General features: G+C 73.0%; 25 protein-coding genes. 11 read left to right on the plus strand and 14 right to left on the minus strand.

The features are described from left to right. The coding region (locus IRQ30_RS21730) for a winged helix-turn-helix domain-containing protein (RefSeq protein ID WP_193614939.1) at window positions 1-472 on the plus strand (472 nt) is incomplete at its 5' end. Between the two features lie 57 nt (window positions 473-529). On the opposite strand, the gene IRQ30_RS21735 is transcribed toward IRQ30_RS21730, so the two are convergent. The 3 genes from IRQ30_RS21735 to IRQ30_RS21745 form a co-directional block, all read right to left on the minus strand. Continuing rightward, the gene (locus IRQ30_RS21735) at window positions 530-1,249 is read right to left on the minus strand and encodes a hypothetical protein (protein WP_193614940.1); all 720 of its coding nucleotides are present in this window, start codon (window positions 1,247-1,249) and stop codon (window positions 530-532) included. Further along, window positions 1,246-2,730, minus strand: a complete 1,485-nt coding sequence (locus tag IRQ30_RS21740) for a glycosyltransferase family 2 protein (RefSeq protein WP_338088015.1) — start codon at window positions 2,728-2,730, stop codon at window positions 1,246-1,248. Before IRQ30_RS21740 ends, IRQ30_RS21735 begins: the two co-directional genes overlap by 4 nt. A 143-nt stretch (window positions 2,731-2,873) precedes the next feature. Beyond that, window positions 2,874-3,506, minus strand: coding sequence for a Maf family nucleotide pyrophosphatase (locus IRQ30_RS21745; RefSeq protein ID WP_193614941.1), 633 nt, complete (start codon window positions 3,504-3,506; stop codon window positions 2,874-2,876). 102 nt (window positions 3,507-3,608) lie between these two features. On the opposite strand from IRQ30_RS21745, the gene IRQ30_RS21750 reads away from it, so the two are divergent. Then, on the plus strand, window positions 3,609-4,550 hold the full coding sequence (locus tag IRQ30_RS21750) for a type IV toxin-antitoxin system AbiEi family antitoxin domain-containing protein (protein ID WP_193614942.1): 942 nt from the start codon (window positions 3,609-3,611) through the stop codon (window positions 4,548-4,550). A gap of 106 nt (window positions 4,551-4,656) precedes the next feature. Here the strand turns inward: IRQ30_RS21750 and IRQ30_RS21755 are convergent, their stop codons facing one another. Then, entirely contained in the window at window positions 4,657-4,911 is a 255-nt protein-coding gene (locus tag IRQ30_RS21755; protein WP_193614943.1) for an acyl-CoA carboxylase subunit epsilon, read from the minus strand. Further along, window positions 4,911-6,497 (minus strand): acyl-CoA carboxylase subunit beta, encoded by a 1,587-nt coding sequence (locus IRQ30_RS21760; protein ID WP_476703683.1) that lies wholly within the window; start codon window positions 6,495-6,497, stop codon window positions 4,911-4,913. Before IRQ30_RS21760 ends, IRQ30_RS21755 begins: the two co-directional genes overlap by 1 nt. A 116-nt stretch (window positions 6,498-6,613) precedes the next feature. Here IRQ30_RS21760 and IRQ30_RS21765 point away from each other — a divergent pair, with 116 nt between their 5' ends. The 7 genes from IRQ30_RS21765 to IRQ30_RS21795 all read left to right on the plus strand — a co-directional run bounded on the left by IRQ30_RS21765 (window position 6,614) and on the right by IRQ30_RS21795 (window position 12,217). Next, window positions 6,614-7,432 carry a biotin--[acetyl-CoA-carboxylase] ligase gene (locus tag IRQ30_RS21765; RefSeq protein WP_338089817.1) on the plus strand — a complete coding sequence of 273 codons (819 nt, stop codon included), beginning with the start codon at window positions 6,614-6,616 and terminating at the stop codon, window positions 7,430-7,432. A gap of 12 nt (window positions 7,433-7,444) precedes the next feature. After that, window positions 7,445-7,951, plus strand: coding sequence for a PH domain-containing protein (locus tag IRQ30_RS21770; RefSeq protein ID WP_193614945.1), 507 nt, complete (start codon window positions 7,445-7,447; stop codon window positions 7,949-7,951). Window positions 7,952-7,972: 21 nt separating this feature from the next. Next, a complete protein-coding gene (locus tag IRQ30_RS21775; RefSeq protein WP_193614946.1) occupies window positions 7,973-8,947 on the plus strand; it encodes an adenylate/guanylate cyclase domain-containing protein in 975 nt (324 codons plus the stop codon). A gap of 83 nt (window positions 8,948-9,030) precedes the next feature. Then, complete coding sequence (locus IRQ30_RS21780; RefSeq protein ID WP_193614947.1) at window positions 9,031-9,345, plus strand: winged helix-turn-helix domain-containing protein; 315 nt, start codon at window positions 9,031-9,033, stop codon at window positions 9,343-9,345. A gap of 49 nt (window positions 9,346-9,394) precedes the next feature. Continuing rightward, entirely contained in the window at window positions 9,395-10,552 is a 1,158-nt protein-coding gene (locus IRQ30_RS21785; protein WP_193614948.1) for a 5-(carboxyamino)imidazole ribonucleotide synthase, read from the plus strand. 1 nt (window position 10,553) lies between these two features. Beyond that, window positions 10,554-11,069 carry a 5-(carboxyamino)imidazole ribonucleotide mutase gene (gene purE / locus IRQ30_RS21790; RefSeq protein ID WP_193614949.1) on the plus strand — a complete coding sequence of 172 codons (516 nt, stop codon included), beginning with the start codon at window positions 10,554-10,556 and terminating at the stop codon, window positions 11,067-11,069. 11 nt (window positions 11,070-11,080) lie between these two features. Beyond that, window positions 11,081-12,217: a heparan-alpha-glucosaminide N-acetyltransferase domain-containing protein gene (locus tag IRQ30_RS21795; protein ID WP_227467957.1), complete on the plus strand. Its 1,137-nt coding sequence runs from the start codon at window positions 11,081-11,083 to the stop codon at window positions 12,215-12,217. Here IRQ30_RS21795 and IRQ30_RS21800 read toward each other — a convergent pair. From IRQ30_RS21800 to IRQ30_RS21840, 9 genes are read right to left on the minus strand one after another with little or no spacing between them, the layout of a single operon-like run. Beyond that, window positions 12,207-12,884, minus strand: a complete 678-nt coding sequence (locus IRQ30_RS21800) for a response regulator (RefSeq protein ID WP_193614951.1) — start codon at window positions 12,882-12,884, stop codon at window positions 12,207-12,209. The two genes, IRQ30_RS21795 and IRQ30_RS21800, sit on opposite strands and share 11 nt — an antisense overlap. Then, window positions 12,881-14,110: a histidine kinase gene (locus IRQ30_RS24325; protein WP_193614952.1), complete on the minus strand. Its 1,230-nt coding sequence runs from the start codon at window positions 14,108-14,110 to the stop codon at window positions 12,881-12,883. The genes IRQ30_RS21800 and IRQ30_RS24325 overlap by 4 nt, the downstream gene beginning before the upstream one ends. Continuing rightward, window positions 14,107-15,093, minus strand: a complete 987-nt coding sequence (locus IRQ30_RS21810) for an acyltransferase family protein (RefSeq protein WP_338089818.1) — start codon at window positions 15,091-15,093, stop codon at window positions 14,107-14,109. Before IRQ30_RS21810 ends, IRQ30_RS24325 begins: the two co-directional genes overlap by 4 nt. Beyond that, window positions 15,084-16,049, minus strand: a complete 966-nt coding sequence (locus tag IRQ30_RS21815) for a D-alanine--D-alanine ligase family protein (protein ID WP_193614953.1) — start codon at window positions 16,047-16,049, stop codon at window positions 15,084-15,086. Before IRQ30_RS21815 ends, IRQ30_RS21810 begins: the two co-directional genes overlap by 10 nt. Next, complete coding sequence (alr, locus tag IRQ30_RS21820) at window positions 16,046-17,167, minus strand: alanine racemase (RefSeq protein ID WP_227467951.1); 1,122 nt, start codon at window positions 17,165-17,167, stop codon at window positions 16,046-16,048. Before alr ends, IRQ30_RS21815 begins: the two co-directional genes overlap by 4 nt. After that, entirely contained in the window at window positions 17,164-17,787 is a 624-nt protein-coding gene (locus IRQ30_RS21825) for a M15 family metallopeptidase (RefSeq protein WP_193614954.1), read from the minus strand. Before IRQ30_RS21825 ends, alr begins: the two co-directional genes overlap by 4 nt. A gap of 53 nt (window positions 17,788-17,840) precedes the next feature. Further along, window positions 17,841-18,440 carry a DUF998 domain-containing protein gene (locus IRQ30_RS21830; protein WP_193614955.1) on the minus strand — a complete coding sequence of 200 codons (600 nt, stop codon included), beginning with the start codon at window positions 18,438-18,440 and terminating at the stop codon, window positions 17,841-17,843. Next, window positions 18,425-18,847: a CoA-binding protein gene (locus IRQ30_RS21835; RefSeq protein WP_193610502.1), complete on the minus strand. Its 423-nt coding sequence runs from the start codon at window positions 18,845-18,847 to the stop codon at window positions 18,425-18,427. The genes IRQ30_RS21830 and IRQ30_RS21835 overlap by 16 nt, the downstream gene beginning before the upstream one ends. After that, window positions 18,844-19,623: a TetR/AcrR family transcriptional regulator gene (locus tag IRQ30_RS21840; protein ID WP_193614956.1), complete on the minus strand. Its 780-nt coding sequence runs from the start codon at window positions 19,621-19,623 to the stop codon at window positions 18,844-18,846. Before IRQ30_RS21840 ends, IRQ30_RS21835 begins: the two co-directional genes overlap by 4 nt. 74 nt (window positions 19,624-19,697) lie before the next feature. Between IRQ30_RS21840 and IRQ30_RS21845 the strand changes: the two genes are divergently transcribed. Next, entirely contained in the window at window positions 19,698-20,540 is an 843-nt protein-coding gene (locus IRQ30_RS21845) for a 3-hydroxybutyryl-CoA dehydrogenase (protein WP_476703684.1), read from the plus strand. A 43-nt stretch (window positions 20,541-20,583) separates the two neighbouring features. Next, window positions 20,584-21,750: an acyl-CoA dehydrogenase family protein gene (locus IRQ30_RS21850; protein WP_193610499.1), complete on the plus strand. Its 1,167-nt coding sequence runs from the start codon at window positions 20,584-20,586 to the stop codon at window positions 21,748-21,750. The last annotated feature ends 355 nt before the right edge of the window (window positions 21,751-22,105 follow it).

The raw sequence follows: 22,105 nt of genomic DNA on the forward strand, positions 1-22,105 counted from the left end.
GGTGGCGCAGCCGGCGCCGGCACCCGCGGCCCCTGCGCCTGCGGCGCCCGCTCCCGCGGCGCCCGCGCCGGCTCCGGCCCCGGTGGTGGAGCCCGTCATCTACTCCGCGGCGCCCCCGGTCTCCGGCTCGGCGCCCACGGTCGATGGCGCGACGATCCGCTTCAACGGCCTGGTCCTCAACCAGGAGGCCCGCGTCGTCAGCGTGCGCGGCGCCTCGGTCGACCTGACCCGCGTGGAGTTCGACCTGCTGGCCTCGCTGCTCGGCACCGGCCGACGCGTGCGCAGCAAGGCCGACCTGGTGCTGACGATGCGCGGCCAGCAGTACGTCACGTCGTACTTCGTCAACGAGGCCGACAAGCGCTCCGTCGAGGTGAACATGACCAACCTGCGCCGCAAGCTCGGTGACGACGGGGCGAGCCCGAAGTTCATCGAGACCGTGCGCGGCGTCGGCTACCGCCTCGCGGAGATCTGAGCCGGCCTCGACCCCTGCCCCAGGACCTGGGGCAGGCCCTCGGCCGGCTCGTGCCCGTCAGTTGCTGTTGATCGGGATCCGGGTGGCCACGGTGGGCGTGTCGGACTCGAAGATCGCGATCGGCACGGACTGGCGGACCTGGCGCTTGTAGAACTTCTTGCTGCCCGGGGACTCCTCAATCCACACCGTGGCGTTGAACGCCAGGGTGACGCCCCGGGTGTCGGGGGACATCGCGCCGATCTTCTGGTTGCGCAGCTCGAAGGAGCCCTTGGGCGAGGTGATCAGCATGCCCTTGTCGGTCGTGACCGGCTCGGGGTCGAAGGTGACCTTGCGGGCGTCGACGTTGAGCCGGTAGGGCGTCTCCGTGCCGGGGCCGGCCTCGGTCATCGTGGTCGAGCGGACCGAGACCCGGTCGAGGTAGACCTTGCGCTTGGTCGCGAACTTGTCGCGCAGGCCGCGGTCGAGGTCGTAGCCCTGCAGGGTGACGGTGAAGAACTTGTTGCCGCCGGGGTACCACTCGTTGGTGCGCGGCGTCGACTTGGTGGGGTACATCGTGTAGACGAAGTCGACCCCGTCGATGTCGATGTGCGACTGGAACGTGCCGTCGCGCGTGAACTGCGAGTCGACGGCGTTCTGGACGGCGGTCTGGCTGGGGGCCGGTGTCGTCTCGGCCTCCGGCTCGTCCTGGCCGTCCAGCATGGAGCACCCGGAGAGCGCGAGGGCGAGCGTGAGACCCGCGACGGTGGCCCGCAGGCCCCGCCGTACGACGGCGCTCATGCCTTGAACCCGCGGTAGCGCTTGCTTCCCTTGATCAGCATCCATGCAGTCTGCAGCACGGTGATGACGCCGAGGATGGGCCACCCCGTCGCGAGCACGTCGGACTGGATCTCGAGGGGGACCTGGCTCCACACGGCCGCGGCCACCACGAAGATCAGCAGCACGGCGACGAAGGGGTAGAGCCAGGCGGTGCCCTGCCCGCGCTCGGCCTTGGCCTGGGCGGCCCAGTTGTCGGTCTGCTGCTTGCTGAAGAACTTCAGCCACGCGCGGACGAAGTGGCCCATCCGGATCCACATGTAGACCTCGGCCGGTGCCAGCAGCATGGCGAAGAGGTAGTCGCGGCGGTTGGCGAACTCCATCGAGCGCGCGACGCGCCAGTTGAGCAGCACCGCGGAGAAGGGCGGGATCAGCCACAGCGGGCTGAACACGAACGCGCTGATCCAGATCGAGCCGATGAGCAGCATGCCGAACATGAAGCGGGTCGTGATGTTGACGACCATCGACAGGTGCTCGAACCAGCGCAGTCGCAGGTTGGGGTGCAGCGGCTGGCCCTTGGTGTCGCCGCGCTGACCGGGCCACATCAGGTCGATGGCGCCGAAGTTCCACTTGACCTGCTGGGCGTCCAGCGAGCGGAGCGTGGTCATGCCGCCCACGTGGGCGCGGCCCCGGGCGCTGATCTTGGTGAGGTAGCCGGCGCTCTTGATCTGGAGCGAGAGCAGCGAGTCCTCGACCTCGGAGTCCTTGACCCACGGGGTGCGCTGGTGGCTGTCGCGCATGACGTCGCGCAGTGCCTGGGTCTGGAAGATGGAGAACTGCCCGCCGAGCACCGCCATGTTGCGGCCCTTGAGGAGGTTCTGCATGTTGAACGCGGAGAACTGCGCCCGCTGGCCGGCGATGAGGAACTTCGCCATGGGGCCGTCGAGGGCGCTGTCGTCGATCGAGTAGATCGCGGAGATGCCGCCGATGCGGTCGTCGCTGGCGATCTCGGACACGAGCTGCTCGACGCAGTCGGGCTCGGGGGTCGTGTCGCCGTCGACGCCGAGCAGGAAGTCCATGTGCTCGACCAGGGAGTAGCCGTAGTTGAGCGCGCCGACCTTCTTGTCGGGGTTCTTGCCGATGTCGTGGACGTAGACGATCGTGCTCTGCTCACCGCTGGCGGTCATCCGCGTGTGCGGGCCGGCGTAGTGGCTCGCCACCTCCACGGAGTCGTCGCTGGAGTTGTTGATGATGACGTGGATGACGTCGGGCAGGCGCGTCTGCTGGAGCAGCGAGTCGAGCACGCCGGAGATGGTCTCGCCCTCGTTGTAGGCCGGGATGATGCAGCCGACCGTGGGGCGGTAGGTCGGCAGCTCCTCGACCGCGTCCAGGAACTCGTGGGCGTAGGCGGCCAGGGTGGGGTCCGGCGTGCGCACGAAGGGATCGACCGGCATGCCGGCCATGGTGGTGGGCGGTGCGTCCTGCCCGCTGCTCTCGGCGTTCACGTGGGGTGGTCCTCCGGTTCTGGTGCGTTCGGCCTCCAGTGTGCGCAAGCACGCTCAAGACCGTCCCCGCGAGAACCTCTGGCGATCCTCAAGATCGCCTCAAGATCCTCGCCGGCCCGATGTCCGCATCCGGTGGGCCGAGCCTACGCCAGCGGGGCGGCCTGGGAGACCTCTTCGGGCGAAGTCCAGAGATCCGTCCAGGAGGCGCCGAGCTCGGCCACCAGCTCGCGCAGCAGCGGCAGGCTGACCCCGACCACGTTGTGGTGGTCGCCCTCGATGCCCGTGACAAAGGCCCCACCCAGCCCGTCGACGGTGAAGGCGCCGGCCACGTGCAGCGGCTCGCCGGTCGCGACGTAGGCGTCGATCTCCTCGTCGGTGACGTCGGCGAAGTGCACGGTCGTGGACGCGGTCGCTGCCGCGACCCGGCCCGAGCCGGCCTCGCGCAGGCAGTGGCCGGTGTGCAGGACCCCGGTCCGCCCGCGCATGGCGCGCCAGCGGCTCACTGCCTCGGCGGCGTCGCTCGGCTTCCCGTGCGCCTGGCCGTCCAGCTCGAGCACCGAGTCGCAGCCCAGCACCAGCGCGTCGTCCGGCAGACCCGCCAGCACGGCGACGGCCGCGCACTTGAGCTCGGCGAGCTGCAGCGCCAGCTCCGCCGGGGGGAGTCCGTCGAGCTGCGACTCGTCGACACCGGACACGATCACCACGGGCTCGACGCCGGCGCTGCGCAGCGTGGCGAGCCGCGCCGGCGAGGCCGACGCGAGGACGAAGGAGGGCACGGGTCGACCCTACGGGCACGGGTCGCGCGCGGGGCGGCGGGCGCGGTTTCCCCAAGGGATGCAGCCGAAGCGTCACTTCCCTCGGTCTGCAGCGCACGGGGAGTGAGCCTCAAGCGAGCGATGGAGGAGTGGCACGGCTTCTTCACGACGGCCCAGGCGCACGACGTCGGCTACGGCGACCGCGAGATCCGCCGCGAGGTGCGCTACGGGCGGTGGCACCGGTTCCGGCGGGGCTACTTCGTCATGAGCGGCACCTGGGCGGGCCTGGACGACGTCGGCCGGCACCGCGTGCTGAGCCTCGCCGTCCTCCACTCCCACGGCTCGGTCGTCGCGCTGAGCCACGTGTCGGGGGCGGTCGCGCACGACCTGGCGGTCTGGGGCCACGACCTGAGCCGTGTCCACGTCACCCGTCTCGACGGCGGGGCCGGACGCATCGAGGCCGACGTCGTGCACCACGAGGGCGTGTGCGTCGACAGCGACGTCCGCGTGGTCGACGGGAGTCTCGTCCTGAGGCCCGAGCGGTGCGTGCTGGAGGCCGGCTCCCGGGCCTCGGGCGCGGCCCGGCTGGTGCCCCTCGACTCGCTCCTCGCCCGCGACCTGGCGACCCACGACGAGCTGATGAGCCAGTTCGCGGCGATGGAGCGCTGGCCGTTCATGCAGGCGATGCACGTGCCCGTCCGCATGGCCGACGGCGGGGCGCAGTCGCCGGGGGAGACCCTCGGACGGCACCTGTTCTGGGCCGCCCACCTGCCGCGCCCGCAGACGCAGTTCGAGGTCCACGACGCCGACGGGGTGCTCCTCGGCACCTGCGACTGGGGCTGGCCCGAGCACCGCCTGCTCGGCGAGTTCGACGGGAGGATCAAGTACGGCCGGCTGATGCGGCCCGGGCTCGAGCCGGGCGACGTCGTGTTCGCGGAGAAGCAGCGCGAGGACCTGCTGCGCGAGACCACCGGCTTCGGCATGGTGCGCCTGGTCTGGGACGACCTGGAGCGGCCCCGGCTGACGGCGGCACGGGTGCGCCGCGGCCTGCGGATGGCCGGCTGAGCGGCGTTCTCGGGGCCCACTTCCCTCGCCGGAGCATCACTTCCCGGGGGCTGCGCGTCGTGGGAAGTGACGTCTCACCTGCATCCCTTGGGGAAACGGCAGCGCGTCAGCGCGGCAGGCCGCTGCTCCGCCACGCGCCCGGTCCGTGGGGGAACGAACGGCGCAGGGTGCGGTGGTGCGACGACCACTCGGGCGTACGCCGGGGGGCCGGAGCGGCGTCCCCACCGAGGGAGGAGAGCACGGCGACCAGCGCGGCGATCTCCTCGGGCGTGGCGTCGCTGCCGACGACCCGCAGCAGCGGGCGCGCCGGCTCGGCGTCGGTCGGCCCGGTCGGCCCGGTCGGCTCGGTCGAGTCGGCCATCAGAGGGGGATGTTCCCGTGCTTCTTGGCCGGCAGGGTGGCCCGCTTGGAGCGCAGCAGGCGCAGCGCCCGGACGATCTCGATGCGGGTCTCGTGGGGGCTGATCACGGCGTCGACGTAGCCGCGCTCGGCCGCGATGTAGGGGTTGGCCAGCGTGGTCTCGTACTCGTCGATGAGCTCGGCGCGCCGCGCCTCGACCTCCTCGGGGGAGCCGCCGTCGTCGGCGATCTTGGCGAGCTCCTTGCGGTGCACGATGTTGGCCGCGCCCTGGGCGCCCATGACGGCGATCTGGGCGGTGGGCCAGGCGACGTTGATGTCGGCGCCGAGGTGCTTGGAGCCCATGACGTCGTAGGCGCCGCCGTAGGCCTTGCGGGTGATGACGGTGACCAGCGGGACGGTGGCCTCGGCGTAGGCGTAGATCAGCTTGGCGCCGCGGCGGATGATGCCGTTCCACTCCTGGTCCGTGCCGGGCAGGAAGCCCGGGACGTCGACGAAGGTCAGGACCGGGATGTTGAACGCGTCGCAGGTGCGCACGAAGCGTGCGGCCTTCTCGGAGGCGTCGATGTCGAGGGTGCCGGCGAACTGCATCGGCTGGTTGGCCACGATGCCGACCGAGCGGCCCTCGACGCGGCCGTAGCCGATGATGATGTTGGGCGCGAACAGCGGCATCACCTCGAGGAACTCCTCGTCATCCACGACGGCGGTGATCACGTCGTGCATGTCGTAGGGCTGGTTGGGGGAGTCGGGGATCAGCACGTCGAGCGACCGGTCGAGGTCGGTGACGGTGAGGTCCGGGACCTCGTCGTAGATCGGCGGGTCGTCCAGGTTGTTCTGCGGCAGGTAGGACAGCAGCGCCTTGGTGTACTCCAGCGCGTCCTCCTCGTCGGCGCCCATGTAGTGGGCGTTGCCGGACTTGGTGTTGTGGGCGCGCGCGCCGCCGAGGTCCTCCATCGAGACGTCCTCGCCGGTGACGGTCTTGATGACGTCGGGGCCGGTGATGAACATCGCCGAGGTCTTGTCGACCATGATCGTGAAGTCGGTGACGGCGGGGGAGTAGACGTGACCGCCCGCGCAGTTGCCCATGATCAGGCTGATCTGCGGGATGACGCCCGAGGCGTGCACGTTGCGCTTGAAGATCTCGCCGTACAGGCCGAGCGAGACGACGCCCTCCTGGATGCGGGCGCCGGCGCCCTCGTTGATCCCGATGATGGGGCAGCCCGTGCGCATCGCCAGGTCCATGACCTTGGTGATCTTCTCGCCGTAGACCTCGCCCAGCGAGCCGCCGAAGACGGTGAAGTCCTGCGAGAACACGCACACCTGGCGGCCGTCGATGGTGCCGTAGCCGGTGATGACGCCGTCGCCGTAGGGCCGCGTCCGCTCCAGTCCGAACGCCGTCGACCGGTGCCGCGCCAGCTCGTCGAGCTCCACGAACGAGCCCTCGTCGAAGAGCTGCTCGATCCGCTCGCGGGCGGTCTGGCGGCCCTTGGCGTGCTGCTTCTCGACGGCCTTGGCGGAGCCGGCGTGCACGGCCTCGTCGAGGCGACGGTCCAGGTCCGCGAGCTTGCCGGCCGTGGTGTGGATGTCGATGCCGGTCTCCTCAGCGGGGATCTCGGTGCCTTCTCCTGGCTGTGTGCTCACGCGCATCTCTCCTGTTTCGACCGTTCGGCTGGCCTCGCTGCGTCTGCTGCGACAGGGTAGTGCCCGTGACTTCGGACCAGACTCTGCGCCCACCCCTCGACAGCGGCCGCCTGACCGGTCTCACCCCCGACGTGATCGCGGACGTCTCGATCGAGGTCCTCGACGCCGTTCCGTCCACCAACGCGGTGGCCGTCGAGCGTGCGCAGGCCGGCGCGGCCGACGGGTACGTCGTGGTCGCGGACCACCAGACCGGCGGCCGTGGCCGCCTCGACCGCACCTGGGAGACCCCGCGGGGCAGCGCGCTGACGTTCTCGGTGGTCCTGCGCCCCAGCGCCCCCACCCGCTCGTGGCCGTGGCTGCCGCTCCTGACCGGCTACGCCGTCGACAAGGCGCTCAAGGCACAGGGCTACGACGCCGGCGTGAAGTGGCCCAACGACGTGCTGATCGGCGAGAAGAAGGTCGCGGGCATCCTCATCGAGCGCATCGAGACGCCGCAGGGCCCCGCCGCGGTCGTCGGCGTCGGCCTCAACGTCGGCATGACCGCCGAGGAGCTGCCGGTGCCCACCGCCACCTCGCTGGCCATCGAGTCCGGCGCCGAGCCGGACCGCACCGACGTGCTGGTCTCGGTGCTGAGCACCCTGCGCGAGGCCTACGACGCCTGGCAGGCCGGCGGCGACCACACCGGACTGCGCCTGGCCGAGTCCTACGCGTCGGCCTGCGTCACCGTGGGCCAGGACGTCCGCGTCGACCTCCCCGACGGCTCCGCGCTGACCGGTCGCGCCACGGGCGTCGACCCCGGCGGCCGGCTGGTGGTCGAGAGCCTCGACGGGACGCAGTACGTCGCCGCCGGTGACGTGGTCCACGTGCGTCCCGCCGATCAGTGACATGATCCGTCCGTGGTCATCTCGCAGAAGCTGCTGAACCCCGGCGAGCGCATCGTCGTCAGCACGCGCACGCACCCCAAGGCGCTGCTCGTCCCGCTGCTGGCGCTCGTCGTCCTGCTGGCGGCGGCGGTGGCCTTCCAGGTCCTCGTCGACAACTCGACGGCGCGCCTGGTGGTGTGGGCGATCGCCCTGGTCGGGATCCTGTGGTTCGTCCTCTGGCCGGCCCTCGACTGGATGATGGCGTCCTACACGATCACCAACCGCCGGCTCATCACCCGCCACGGCATCATCACCCGCAAGGGCCACGACATCCCGCTCTCGCGCATCAGCGACGTCGCCTACGAGCTCGGCCTGATCGACCGGATGCTCGGCTGCGGCACGCTGGTCATCAGCGACGCCAGCACCCACGGCCAGGTGCTGCTCCCCGACATCCCCCGCGTCGAGGACACCCAGCGCCGCCTCAACGAGCTGCTCCACGAGCTGCACGGCGGCGCCGCGAACCTCGAAGAGGGCCACTGACCGGCGGGCAGGCCCGACGCGATGGGTGAGGCGGACGAGGACTCCCTCGAGCGGGCGATCCTGCGCGAGGAGCCGCACCTGAACGCCGCCGAGGTCGCGGCGGCGGCGGGGGTGTCCCTCGACGAGACGCGCCGGCTCTGGCGCGCCCTGGGCTTCCCCGAGCACGGCGCCGAGCGCGCCTTCAACGGCGCCGACGTCGAGGCGGTCTCCACCCTGGTGCGGGCCATCGAGGCGGGGCTCTTCGACTTCGACCTGGCGGTCAATCTCACCCGCGCCGTCGGCCAGACCATGGCGCGCCTGGCCGACTGGGAGGTCGGCGCGCTCGTGCACCGCGTAGAGGAGCTGGAGTCCGGCGACGAGGCCACCGGCACCCGGATCGGCTCCGCGCTGCGCCTGATCGAGGACCTCACCGACCCGTTCGAGTCGCTGCTCATCTACTCCTGGCGCCGCCACCTCGCCGCCGCGGTGGTCCGCATGGAGGCGCTCAGCGCCAACGAGGAGGACCTGCACACCACCGAGGTGTCCGTGGGCTTCGCCGACATCGTCGGCTTCACGGCGCTCTCCAACGAGATCTCCCGCGAGAAGGTCGGCGACCTCGTCGAGCTGTTCGAGTCGCGCTGCGCCGACGTGATCGCGACTCAGCGCGGCCGCGTCATCAAGAGCCTCGGCGACTCGGTGCTGTTCGTGAACACCGATCCCGTCGCCGCCTACGACACCGCCGAGGGGATCATCAACGTCATCGGCCGCGACGCGCGGATGCCGGACGTGCGGGTCGGCCTCGCGAGCGGCTCCGTCGTCATGCGGCTGGGCGACGTCTTCGGCCCGCCGGTCAACATGGCCGCCCGCCTCACCGCGGTCGCGCGGCGCAACCGGATCATCATCGACGCGGCCACCGCCGCGCTGCTGCCCGCGGACCAGTTCGACACCCGCCGGCTGCCCGCACGACCGGTGCGCGGGTTCGGCCTGGTCGAGCCGGTCGCCGTACGTCGCCACTGAGCGCGCCGGCCGGACTAGTCCGGTCGGACAAGTTTGCGCCGATCACCCCACGCCCGGGGGTGCCGACTCCCTACCGTGGGCGGGTGTTCGACGTGCAGGACGTGCGACTGGACCCCGAGAGCCGGCGTGCCTGGCGGGGGGCCCAGGAGGTCGTGCTGTCCCGGAAGGAGTTCGACCTCGTGCACGCCCTGATCTCTCGCGCCGGCGACGTCGTCACGCGCGACGAGCTCATGCGCGACGTGTGGCACACCAGCTTCTGGACCTCCTCGAAGACCATCGACGTCCACGTGGGCTGGGTGCGCCGCAAGCTCGGCGACGACCCGCGGGCCCCGCACCTGATCACCACGGTCCGCGGCCGGGGCCTGCGCTTCGAGACCGGCGAGCGCCCGACCGAGTAGGACTGGCCCTCGTAGGACTGGCCAGAGTGGGAGTGGCTAGGGTTGCGGCGTGGCACTCGCTCCGACCCTCGCGGTCATCGGTGGCGGCCAGCTCGCCCGGATGATGGCTCAGCCCGCGATCGCGCTGGGGCTGCCCCTCCGCCTGCTGGCCGAGGCCGACGGCGTCTCCGCCGCCCAGGTGATCCCCGACCAGCTCGTCGGCGACCACCGCGACCTCGACACGCTGCTCCGGGTGACCGAGGGCTGTGCCGCGGTGACCTTCGACCACGAGCACGTCCCCACCGAGCACCTGCACGCCCTCCAGGACGCCGGGATCGCGGTGCGCCCCGGGCCCGACGCGCTGGTGCACGCCCAGGACAAGGGCGTGATGCGCGCCCGCCTGGCCGAGCTGGGCGTGCCGTGCCCGCGCAACGCGCTGGTCGCCTCGGTCGAGGAGGTGGCGGCGTTCGGCCTGCCGTGCGTGCTCAAGACGACCCGCGGGGGCTACGACGGCAAGGGCGTCTGGTTCGTCGAGACCGCCGAGGACTGCGCCGAGCCGTTCCGCGTCGCCGGCGAGAGCGGAGTCGCGCTGCTCGCCGAGGAGCGGGTGGACTTCCGACGCGAGCTGTCCGCCCTCGTCGCCCGCTCGCCGAGCGGCCAGGCGGCGGCGTACGCCGTGGTGGCCTCGACCCAGAAGGACGGCATCTGCCACGAGGTGGTGGCCCCCGCCCCGGACCTCTCGCCCGACCTCGCCGGCCAGGCCCAGCAGGTCGCGCTCACCGTGGCCGGCGCGCTCGACGTCGTGGGCGTGCTGGCGGTCGAGCTGTTCGAGACCCGCGACGGCCGGATCCTGGTCAACGAGCTCGCGATGCGTCCCCACAACACCGGGCACTGGACCCAGGACGGCGCGGTCACCTCGCAGTTCGAGAACCACCTGCGCGCGGTGATGGACCTGCCGCTGGGCTCGCCCGAGCCGCGGGCGCGGTGGACGGTGATGGTCAACATCCTCGGCGGCCCCGACGACCAGGTCGGTCGCCTCTACGACGGCTTCCCGCACGCGCTGGCCCGTGACCCGCGGCTGCGCGTGCACCTGTACGGCAAGGAGCTGCGCCCCGGCCGCAAGGTCGGCCACGTCAACGCCTACGGCGACGATCTCGAGGACTGCCTGGAGCGGGCCCGCCACGCGGCGGCCTGGTTCCGGGGAGACCTCGGCAACGAGAGTGAATGAGATGGCTGAGCAGGCACGCGTCGGGATCGTCATGGGGTCGGACTCCGACTGGCCGGTGATGAAGGAGGCGGCCGACGCACTCGCGGAGTTCGACGTCGCCTACGAGGCCGACGTGGTCTCGGCGCACCGGATGCCGGAGGAGATGCTGGCCTACGGCCAGCAGGCCGCCGGGCGGGGACTGTCGGTGATCATCGCCGGCGCCGGTGGTGCCGCGCACCTGCCGGGCATGCTCGCCGCCGTGACGCCGCTGCCGGTCATCGGCGTGCCGGTGCCGCTGAAGTTCCTCGACGGCATGGACTCGCTGCTCTCCATCGTGCAGATGCCCGCGGGGGTCCCGGTGGCGGCGGTCGCCATCGGCAACGCCCGCAACGCCGGCCTGCTGGCGGTGCGCATCCTCGCCGCCGCCGACCCCACGCTCCAGCAGCGGATGGTGGACTTCCAGGCCGAGCTGAAGCGGACCGCGCAGGCCAAGGGCGAGGCCGTACGCGGCGGCGGCGGGCGCAAGGTCGGCTTCTGAGCCACTCGCGCCTGGTCGGTCTCGACGTCGCGCGCTGCGTGGCGCTCCTGGGCATGGTCGCGACCCACGTCGCCGAGGACTACGGGCCCGACGGCCGCCTGGCGGTCGGTCAGTGGCTGCCCGGCGGCCGGGCCTCCGCCCTCTTCGCCGTGCTGGCCGGGGTCAGCCTCGCGCTGATCACCGGCGGGCGCACGCCGGTGAGGGGACGCGAGCGGGCCGCGCGCTCGGCCGGGCTCGCCGTGCGGGCGCTGCTCGTGGCGGTGGTCGGGCTGGTGCTGGGGGAGCCCGACTCGGGGCTCGCGGTGATCCTCACCTACTACGGGCTGCTGTTCCTGTGCGGGCTGGCCTTCGTCGGGCTGCGCGCACCGGCGGCGCTGGCCCTGGCGGCGGTCTGGCTGGTGCTGGCGCCGGTCGTCACGCAGGTGCTGCGTCCCGAGCTGCCCGCGCGTGGCTTCGAGAGCCCGACGTTCGCGCAGCTGGCGGACCCGGCCCGGCTCCTCGGCGAGCTGGCCGTCACCGGCTACTACCCGGTGCTGCCGTGGCTGGCCTACCTCCTCGTCGGCCTCGGCATCGGCCGGATGGACCTCTCGCGGCGCGCCGTGCAGCTGGGTCTCGCCGCCGTCGGCGCCGTGCTCGCCGCCGCTGCGGTCGGGGTCTCCCGCCTGCTGCTCGCCCGTCCCGGCGTCGCCGACCGGCTCCTGGAGGAGCTGGGTCGCTCCGGCGGCCCCGAGGAGCTGCGGCGCGCCACCGAGCCGAGCATGTACGGCGGCACCCCGGCCGACGGGAGCTGGGACTGGCTGCTGGTCGTCGCGCCGCACAGCTCGACGCCGTTCGACCTGGCGCACACGGCCGGGACGGCGCTGGTCGTCATCGGGACGTGCCTGCTGGTGGTCGGCCTGGTCGGCCCCTTCGGCGAGCGGGTGCTGGCGATCGTCTTCGGCGCGGGCACCATGACGCTGACGCTCTACAGCCTGCACGTGCTGCTGCGCACCGAGACGCTGTGGCCCGAGGACGACGGCACCTTCGTGCCGCACGCGCTGGTGCTGCTGGCGATCGGCGCGGTGTTCGTCGCCGCCGGCCGGCGGGGCCCGGTGGAGCGCGTCGTGGGCGCCGCCGCCGACAGGGCGCGCGACCTCGTCAGGCGGTGAGCCCGTGCTCGTGGGCGAAGACCACGATCTGCACGCGGTCGCGCAGGCCCAGCTTGCGCAGGATCGCGCCGACGTGGGTCTTGACCGTCGACTCCCCGGCGAACACGAGCGCGGCGATCTCGGTGTTGGACAGCCCGCGCGCCACGGCGGCGAAGACCTCGCGCTCCTTCTCGGTGAGCCCGAGGTAGGACGTCGGCACCGGTCGCTGCGCGCGGAACTGCCCCTCGAGCAGGGTCGAGAGGTCCTCCGGCGCCAGCACGGCGTTGCCGGCGTGGACGGTGCGGATCGCGTCGCGCAGCAGGATCGGGGTGGTGTCCTTGAGCAGGAAGCCGCTCGCGCCGTGGCGGATCGCGGTGGCCGCCCGGTCGTCGAGGTTGAACGTCGTCAGCACGATCACCCGCACCGGCCGGTCCCGCGCTGCGACGCGCTCGGGGAGGAAGATCTGCCGGGTCGCCTCGACGCCGTCCATCTCGGGCATCCGGATGTCCATCAGCACCACGTCGGGCGCCAGCTCGCCGACCATGCGCACGGCCTCGAGGCCGTCGCCGGCCTGGCCGACCACCTCCATGCCCTCCTGGGCGCCGACGATCACGGCGACCCCCTCGCGGAAGAGGTCCTGGTCGTCGACCAGCAGCACCCGGATCGGCGCGGGTCCCGAGCCGGTCACTGGACCCCCGCCCGCACCGGCACCCACGCCGTGGCCGTGAACGTCTCGCCCTCGGTGGCGGCCCGACGGCGTACGTCGAGGCGGCCGCCCACCGACTCCAGCCGGCGCCGCATCCCCTCCAGGCCCTGTCCGGGCGGTGTCTCGTCGGCGGCGGCGTCGACCACGTTGCGCACCTCGATGCGCAGCTCGCCGACCCAGCTGCCGTCGGGCCAGTGGCGCTCGACGAAGACCGGCTCGTCGCGGCGGCCGTGGCGGATCGCGTTGGTGAGCATCTCCTGGAGCACCCGGAAGGCCACGACCTCCAGCTCGGGCGGCAGCGGCTGCACGGCGCCGACCTCGCTGGAGACGACCTCGTGACCGCTGGCGCGCACCCCCGCGATCAGCTCGTCGAGCTCGGCGCTGCGCAGCGGCTCGGCGCGGTCGGACGGAGTGAGCACCTGCCGGACGTCCTGCAGGGAGGAGCGTGCGGAGGTGGCGATGTTCTCCATGGTCACCTTGAGCTTCTGGGTGTCGACGTCGCTGAGGTACTGCGCCGACTCGGCCTGGGCGAGGATCACCGCCAGGGAGTGCCCGACCACGTCGTGCACGTCGCGGGCGAGGCGGGTCTGCTCCTCGCGGAGCCGCGCGATCTCGCGGGCCTGCTCGGTCTCCATGACCGCCTGGGCGGCCTCCTCCTCGGCGTGCTCCTGCGAGGCGCGCGAGGCCTGGGCGCGGGCCACGAAGCGCAGGGTGAGGCCGGCCAGCCACGGCACCCCGAGCAGGGCCATGCCGACCACGGCGGCGGCGACCTGCCAGGTGTCGCCGTAGCTGTAGCGGTCCTCGACGACCTGCTCGAAGCCGGCGCCCTCCACGAGGCCGCCGAGCCCGTTGATGCCGACGTAGACCACCGCGATGACGGCGGCGGCCGGGATCGACAGCACGCTGACCCACACCGTCGCCGTCGACCCCCACCGGGCGCACCCGAAGGCGACGACGGCGATCGCCAGCTCGACGAGCATCAGCTCCACGGCGTTGACCACCTGGAGCACCCCGATGAGCCAGACCAGCGCCAGGGAGGCCGCCGGCGCGTGGCGGCTCAGGGCCACGGCCCCCGCCATGGCCAGCGCGACCAGGACCAGTCCGTCGCGGTCCACCATGTAGTCGCGGTTGGCCACCTCCAGCAGGCCGAGGAGCAGCACCACCAGGCCGGCGCCCAGGTCGGGCAGCCAGCGTCGCTCGTCGGTCACGTCGCCACCGGGGTGAGGACCCGACGGCGCTGGGTGGGCCGCTCGACGGCGTACCAGCTGACGGCCGCGAGGGCGATCGTCAGCGCGGCCGCGACGGGGCCGGCGAGGTCGAGGTGGGGGCGCAGCCAGAGGGTCAGCGGGTAGTTCCAGAGGTAGGCGCCGTAGGACACCGTGCCGAGCCACACCAGCGCCGTGAGCGCCGGCGCGTCGACCCGGGTCCAGGTGCGCCAGGAGACCAGGAGCACCGCGGTCAGGGCAGCGATGGCCGGGCCTCCCGCCAGGTAGGTGAGCGCATGACCACGCAATGGAACCACGCTCAGCGCGCCCAGTCCCGCCAGCGCCACCGGCGCCGCCCAGACGGGCAGGACGAGCCGGTCGGCGTGCAGCCTTGTGGCGGCGCCGATCACGAAGCACACCGCCCACGAGGTGGGCAGGCTGTAGGCCAGGTCGGGGTCGTCGCCCAGCCACACCAGGCTCGCGACGCACGCCAGCAGGCAGGCGAGCGTGGTGAGGACCAGCGCCGTGCCGACCCGGCGGCGCGCGAAGGCGAGCGAGAGCAGCGCCGGCCAGACGAGGTAGAACTGCTCCTCGGTCGCGAGCGTCCACAGGTGGAAGGTCGCGTCGCTGGCGTGGCCGAAGGGCAGGTTGCCGGTCCAGGTCAGCGCGACCAGCACCGTCTTGGCCAGCTCGTCGCGGTCGTCCAGCGGGTCGAGCAGCAGCGTCACGACCACGACCCCGGCCACGAGGAACAGCAGCGCCGGGACCAGCCGCCGCGCCCGGCGCCGGTAGAAGCGGCCGAGGTCGACGCGTCCCTCGCGCTCCAGCTCGCCGGTGAGCACACCGGTGATCAGGTAGCCCGACAGGGCGAAGAACATCACCACCCCCACGACGCCGGCGCCCGCGAACGGCTCGGGGAAGGCGTGACGCAGCATGACCAGCCCGACGGCGATGCCGCGCAGGAGGTCGATCCCGGCTATCCGCACGGCGCCGCGGTCGTGAGCGCGTCGCGCACCAGCAGGTCGAGCAGGTCGGGGTAGTCGAGCCCCGCGGCGGCGTACATGCGCGGGACCTGGGAGTGCTCGGTGAACCCCGGCATCGTGTTGACCTCGTTGAGGACCACGCCGGCGTCGGTCACGAAGAAGTCGACGCGGGCGACCCCGCGGCAGCCCAGGGCGTCGAACACCGCCAGGGCGGCGTCGGCCACGGCCTTGCCGTCGGCCTCGGTGAGGGCGGCGGGGATGCGGAAGTCGGCGGTGCCGCCGTACTTGGCGTCGTGGTCGAACAGCCCGTCCACGACGATCTCGAGCGGCGGCGAGAGCAGGCGGGAGCCGTCGGGACGGGCGATCACCGCGATGTCGACCTCGCGGCCCACGAGCAGGTCCTCCACCAGCACGCGGTCGTCGACGGCCAGCGCCGCGGCGAGCGCCTCGTCGAGCTGGTCGGGCCGCTCGACGAGGCTGACGCCGTGGCTGGAGCCGGCGGCGACCGGCTTCACGACGACCGGGTGCGTCCACGGGTACGTCGGTGCCGTCGCGGCGGTCAGCAGCACGCCCGGCGCGGTCATGACGCCGACCGCGCCGGCCACGAGCTTGGTCACCCACTTGTCCATGGCCAGGGCGCCCGCGCCGACGCCGGAGCCGACGTAGGGCAGGCCGGCGAGCTCGCACAGCGCCGCGAGGGTGCCGTCCTCGCCGTGGGGGCCGTGGACGACGGGCAGGACCACGTCGCAGCCGCGCAGCACGTGGGCGGCGCCGGCCAGGCCGATCGGGCGTCCGCCGGCGTCGAGCCAGGTGCCGTGCGGGTCGATGGTCAGCGTGACCACGTCGTAGGCGCGCGGGTCGAGCGCGGCGGCGGCCGAGGCCGCGGAGGCCAGCGACACCTCGTGCTCGCAGCTGCGGCCGCCGCCGATGACGGCGACCCGGGTCCGGGAGGCGCTCATGACCGGACCACCCGGCGGCCGATGCCGGTGACGATCTCGTGCTCGATGGTGTCGGCCCACGCGGCCCACTCGGCCACCGTCGGCTCGCCGCCGTGGCCGGGCCCGAAGACGACCGCGGTCTCGCCGGCGGCGACCACGTCGCTGCCGACGTCGACCACGACCTGGTCCATGGAGACCCGCCCGACGACCGGGCAGCGGCGGCCGCGGAGCAGCACCTCGGCGCGACCGCCGGTGGCGCGCGGCAGGCCGTCGGCGTACCCGAGGGGGAGGAGCACGAGGTTCGTCGCGCGGGGGGCGACCCAGTCGTGGCCGTAGCCGACGGGGGTGCCGGCGCGCACCCGGCGCACGCCGACCACGGGCGCGGTCAGCGTCATCGCGGCGGAGAGGCGGGTCGACCCCGACGGGTCGATGCCGACCAGGCCGGCGCCGACGCGGCTCATGGTGTGGTGGCTCAGCGGGTCGTGCAGGGTGGCCGCGGTCGCGGCGAGGTGGCGCAGGGGAGGGCGCAGGCCGTTGGCCCGGGCGACCTCGAGACCCCAGGCGAAGCGGGTGCGGCCGGCGGCGTTGGCCGGGTCGTCGGGCACGTCGGCGCAGCCGAGGTGGCCCATGACGCCCACGACGCTGACCTGCCCGAGCCGCTCGGCGTGGCGGGCCGCCCGGCACAGTGCCGGCCAGGCCGACGGGGAGGCGCCGTCGCGGGCCATGCCGGTGTCGAGCTGCAGGTGGATCCGGGCCCCGACACCGGCGCGGGTGACCGCGTCGAGGTGCTCCCGGCTCGGGACGGCGACGTCGATGCGCGAGGCGATCGCCGTGCCGAAGTCGGCGTCGACCGGGTTGAGCCAGCTGAGCACCGGGGCGCGGAGTCCGGCGGTGCGCAGCGGCAGCGCCTCGTCGATGCTGGTGACGCCCAGCCACGAGGCGCCGTTGGCCAGCGCGGTGCGGGCGACGTCGACGGCGCCGTGGCCGAAGCCGTCGGCCTTGACGACCGCCATCAGCGCGCCGTCGGTGCGCGCGGCGAAGAGCCGGGTGTTGGCGGCAACGGCGGCGAGGTCGACGGACAGCGACGGGCCGTGGCCGTGGGCCGGTGCGGCCGCCAGGGGCATCGCGAGGGCGCTCATGCCGCGACCGGGACGTCGACGGGACCGTAGAGGGCGTGGGGGGCGCCGGTGGTCAGGGCCCAGTAGCGGTCGCCGAAGCTCCAGTGCCACCACTCGGTCGGGTAGTTGACCAGGCCGACGTCGCCGAGCACGCGGGCCATCAGGGCGCGGTGGGCGCGGGCGTCGGCGCCGATGCCGTCGGCGGCGAAGTAGCAGCGTCCGTCGCTCTCCTCGGGGGTCGCGTCGATCGCGGTCCCGAGGTCGAGCTCGTCGCCGCACGCGTCGACGAGGGTGAGGTCGACGGCGGCGCCGGCCACGTGCGGCGCGACCGCCACGGGGGAGACGAACCGGCTGGTGAGGTGGTGGGCCTCCGCGTCCGAGACACCGGGGTGGGCGGCGCGCACCTGCGCGCCGTACCTCGCGACGATCTCGTGCTGGACGGCGACGGGACGGTGTCCCTCGACGACCAGCAGGCCGATGCCGGCGGGGAGCAGGTCGTGCGCGACCTCGAGCCGGTCGGCGAGGGCGCGGCGGACGAGCTGACGGGTGGGGGAGAGGGCGGCGTCCAGCGGCACCAGCGGCTCCCCGAGGTCGAGCACCGGCACCGCTGCGACCCGCGGGTCACTGAGGAGGATCGTCATGCCGACGACGCTAGGGAGCCGGAGGGTCCCTCCACGTCCACCTCAGGTCCCGATCACCGGTCCTCGAGGAGGAGACCTCTCAGCACGGCGTACCCGAGCAGGGCGACGCCCAGGTGACAGCTCCACAGCGCGAAGCGCTCGACCAGGCCGCCGGAGGTGTCCAGCGCCAGGGTGACCCCGAACGCCGTCGAGCCGGCCGCGGCCACGACGCCCGCGACCAGCAGCTCCCGCCCCAGGGTGGTGCCGCGGCGGGGCGCGCCCAGGAGCAGCAGCGCGAGCGGCTGGGCCACGAAGACCGGCAGGGCGACGGCCGTGTGCCAGCCGGGGGCGGTGTCCACGGGGGCCAGCCCGACGGCCAGCGACCCCACCCCGGAGACCAGCAGCAGCCCGGCCGGCACGCGTCCGAGGTGCGGCGCGGTGAGGACGGCGCCGGCGGCGAGCGCCCCGCCGATGACGACGAAGGAGACGTTCATCAGCACGTGCGCGGGGGAGGCCTGGCTGCCGAGGTCGCTGACGGTGTCGCGCACGTGGTCGAAGCCCGGCCAGCGCGACGCGACCAGCAGCTGGACCGCGATGACGACGGGCTGGCTCAGCAGCAGCCAGGCCCCCCACGCCCGGGCCGGCCCCTGGCCGCGGCTCAGCGCTTGCGCCACTCGATCGCGGGACAGGTGTCCATCACCATCGCGACCCCGGCCGCGGTGGTGCGCTCCAAGGCCGCCTCGTCGACGACCCCGAGCTGGAACCACACCGCCTTGGCACCGACGGCGACGGCCTGGTCGGCGAACTCGCCGGCCGCCTCCGAGCGGCGGAAGACGTCGACGACGTCGATCGGGAACGGCACGTCGGCCAGCGAGGCGTAGCCCTGCTCGCCGAGGACCGTCAGTCCCTCGGGACCGGCGGCGGACGGGTGGATCGGGACGATCCGCTTGCCGCGCTGCTGGAGCAGCTCGGCGATCGAGTACGCCGTGCGGCTGGGGTCGCCGGACAGGCCGACCACCGCCCAGGTCTCCAGGTCGTCGAGCATCAGTCGGACGGACTCGGGGTCCTGCCAGGAGGTCATGAGGGCTCAACCGGGTCGGTGGCGCGACCATTCCCCTCGGCCTGCTCGGCCTGCTCGGCCTGCTCGGCCTGCGCGAGGGCACGGCGCAGGGCGGGGAGCACCGCCTCGGGGTCGACGGGGCTGCGGAGCACGACGACGGTGGCCCCGCCGTCGGCCCGGCCGTCGGCCCAGTCGTCGCCGGTGACGGAGGGGGCGTGGGTGCGCAGCACCTGCGCCATCGCGGCGTCGAACTCGCGCTCGGGGTCGTCGGTGAGACCGCGCAGCCAGCGGCGCAGCACGTGGTTGTGGGCCACGACGACCGAGGAGGCCATCAGCTCGGCGCGCAGGTCGGCGCCCGGCTGCTCGCCGGTCCAGCGGCGGATGTGGTCGCGGAACTCCTGCTGGTACTGCTGCAGGTGCGCGATCTCGCGCGAGCGCAGGGCCGGGATGGTGCGCGTCAGCCGGTAGCGGGCGCGAGCGAGGTCGCCCTCGTCGAGGTAGCGGCGCAGCACCAGACGGGCGGCCTCGGTGACGGCGGTGGGGGTGTCGGCCGCCGCGGAGGCGGCGAGGCGCTGGCGGACCCGGGCGAGCACGTCGGTGTGGTCGGGGAAGATCACGTCCTCCTTCGACCCGAACGCCCGGAAGAAGGTGGTGCGGCCGACGCCCGCGCGCTCGGCGATCGACTCGACCGTCGTGGCGTCGTACCCCTGCTGCTCGAAGAGCTCGAACGCCGCGGCGCGCAGCCGCTCCTCCGTGGGCGACCCCGTGGGCGACCCCGTCGGTGAACCCGTGGGCATGGACCCTCCTCCGCTGCTCGGTGGTACTGAGTACCATAATGACGGAACCCCGTACCAGAGGAGATGCAATGAGCGTGAGTCGTGTCGGCGTGGTGGGCTTCGGGCTCATGGGCAGCGGCATCGTGGAGGTGTCGGCCCGCGCGGGGCTCGACGTCGTCGTCGTCGAGGCGAACGAGAACGCCGCGAAGGCAGGGCGCGAGCGCCTCGAGCGCTCGCTGCACCGGGCCGCCGAGCGCGGCAAGATCGACTCCGCCGAGGACGTGCTGGCGCGCGTGCGGGTCGAGACCGACCTGTCCGCGCTCGCCGACCGCGACCTCGTCGTCGAGGCGATCGTCGAGGACGAGTCCGCCAAGGTGGCGCTGTTCCGCGAGCTCGACCGGATCGTCGAGTCGCCCGACGCGATCCTGGCGTCCAACACCTCCTCGATCCCGATCATGAAGCTGGGCGTGGTGACCAGCCGCCCCCAGCAGGTGATGGGCATCCACTTCTTCAACCCGGTGCCGGTGCTCGCGCTGGTCGAGCTGGTCCCGAGCCTGCTCACCTCGCCCGAGACCACCGAGCGCGCGCGCTCGTTCGTCGAGGGCTCGCTGGGCAAGCAGGCGATCGACTGCCAGGACCGCGCGGGCTTCGTCGTCAACTCGCTGCTGATCCCGTTCATCCTCTCCGCGATCCGGATGCTCGAGTCGGGCTTCGCCACGGCCGCCGACATCGACCGCGGCCTGGTCCTGGGAGCCGCGCACCCACAGGGCCCTCTGGCGCTGGCCGACCTGATCGGCCTCGACACCACCAAGGCGGTGGCCGAGTCGCTCTACGAGGAGTTCAAGGAGCCGCTCTACGCCCCGCCGCCGCTGCTGGCCCGGATGGTCGACGCCGGCCTGCTCGGCCGCAAGTCCGGCCGCGGCTTCTACGACTACTGACGCACGACACGCACCGACGCACCACCCGGGGGAGAGACCAGAGATGAGCACCGACATGTACGCCCTGTCCGAGGAGCACCGCGCGATCCGCGAGGCGGTCCGCGCCGTCGCGGAGGCCAAGGTGGCGCCGTACGCCGCCGCGGTCGACGAGGAGGCGCGCTACCCCGAGGAGGCGGCCGCCGCGCTGCTCGCCTCCGACTTCCACGCACCCCACGTGCCGGAGGCCTACGGCGGCGCCGGGGCCGACGCGCTCGCGACCGTGCTGGTGATCGAGGAGGTCGCGCGCGTGTGCGTGTCGTCCTCGCTGATCCCGGCCGTCAACAAGCTCGGCTCGCTCCCGGTGCAGCTGGCCGGCTCGGAGGAGCTCAAGCAGACGTACCTCGGCCGGCTGGCCCGCGGCGAGGGCGGCTTCTCCTACTGCCTCTCCGAGCCCGACGCCGGCTCCGACGCGGTGTCGATGAAGACCCGTGCCGTGCGCGACGGCGACGACTGGGTGCTCGACGGCGTGAAGCGCTGGATCACCAACGCCGGCGTCAGCGAGTACTACACCGTCCTCGCCGTCACCGACCCCGAGTCGCGCTCGCGCGGCATCTCGGCGTTCGTGGTGGAGAAGTCCGACGAGGGCGTGTCCTTCGGCGCTCCCGAGAAGAAGCTCGGCATCAAGGGCTCGCCCACCCGCGAGGTCTACCTCGACCGCGTGCGGATCCCCGGCGACCGCATCATCGGCGCGGAGGGCACCGGCTTCGAGACCGCCATGCGCACGCTCGACCACACCCGCGTCACCATCGCCGCCCAGGCCGTCGGCGTCGCGCAGGGCGCGCTCGACTTCGCCCTGGGCTACGCCAAGGAGCGCCAGCAGTTCGGCAAGTCGATCGCGGACTTCCAGGGCCTGCAGTTCCTGCTCGCCGACATGGGCATGAAGGTCGAGGCCGCCCGCCAGATGACCTACGCCGCCGCCGGCCGCTCCGAGCGCAACGACCCCGACCTCACCTTCTTCGGCGCCGCCGCCAAGTGCTTCGCCTCCGACGTCGCCATGGAGGTCACCACCAACGCCGTCCAGGTCCTCGGCGGCTACGGCTACACCCGCGACTACCCCGTGGAGCGCATGATGCGCGACGCCAAGATCACCCAGATCTACGAGGGCACCAACCAGGTCCAGCGCATCGTCATGGCCCGCCAGCTCCTCGCCGGCGTCCAGTCCACCCTCTAGGGCCCGCGGCGCTCGCACCACCATCGCTGGTCGCTGACGCTCGCTGCTCGACCACCGAAAGGGGCCGAGACACGGTGGTTGAGGTGCGAGCGCCGCGAGCCTCGAAACCACACCCCCGGTGGTCGAGCAGTGAGGAGCGCCAGCGACGAGCGCCCGTCGAGACCCCGTGAGCCGAGGCAGGCGGCCGGGTGCGGGGGTCTCGACGGACGCTCGCTGCGCTCGCTGCTCGACCACCGGTGGGGCCGAGTGCGGTGGTTGAGGTGCGAGCGCAGCGAGCCTCGAAACCACGTATCGGTGGTCGAGCAGTGAGGAGCGCCAGCGACGAGCGCCCGTCGAGACCCCGTGAGCCAAGGCA

Origin of the sequence: Nocardioides lijunqiniae (genome assembly GCF_015024225.1) — a bacterium.
GTDB classification, from domain to species: domain Bacteria; phylum Actinomycetota; class Actinomycetes; order Propionibacteriales; family Nocardioidaceae; genus Nocardioides; species Nocardioides lijunqiniae.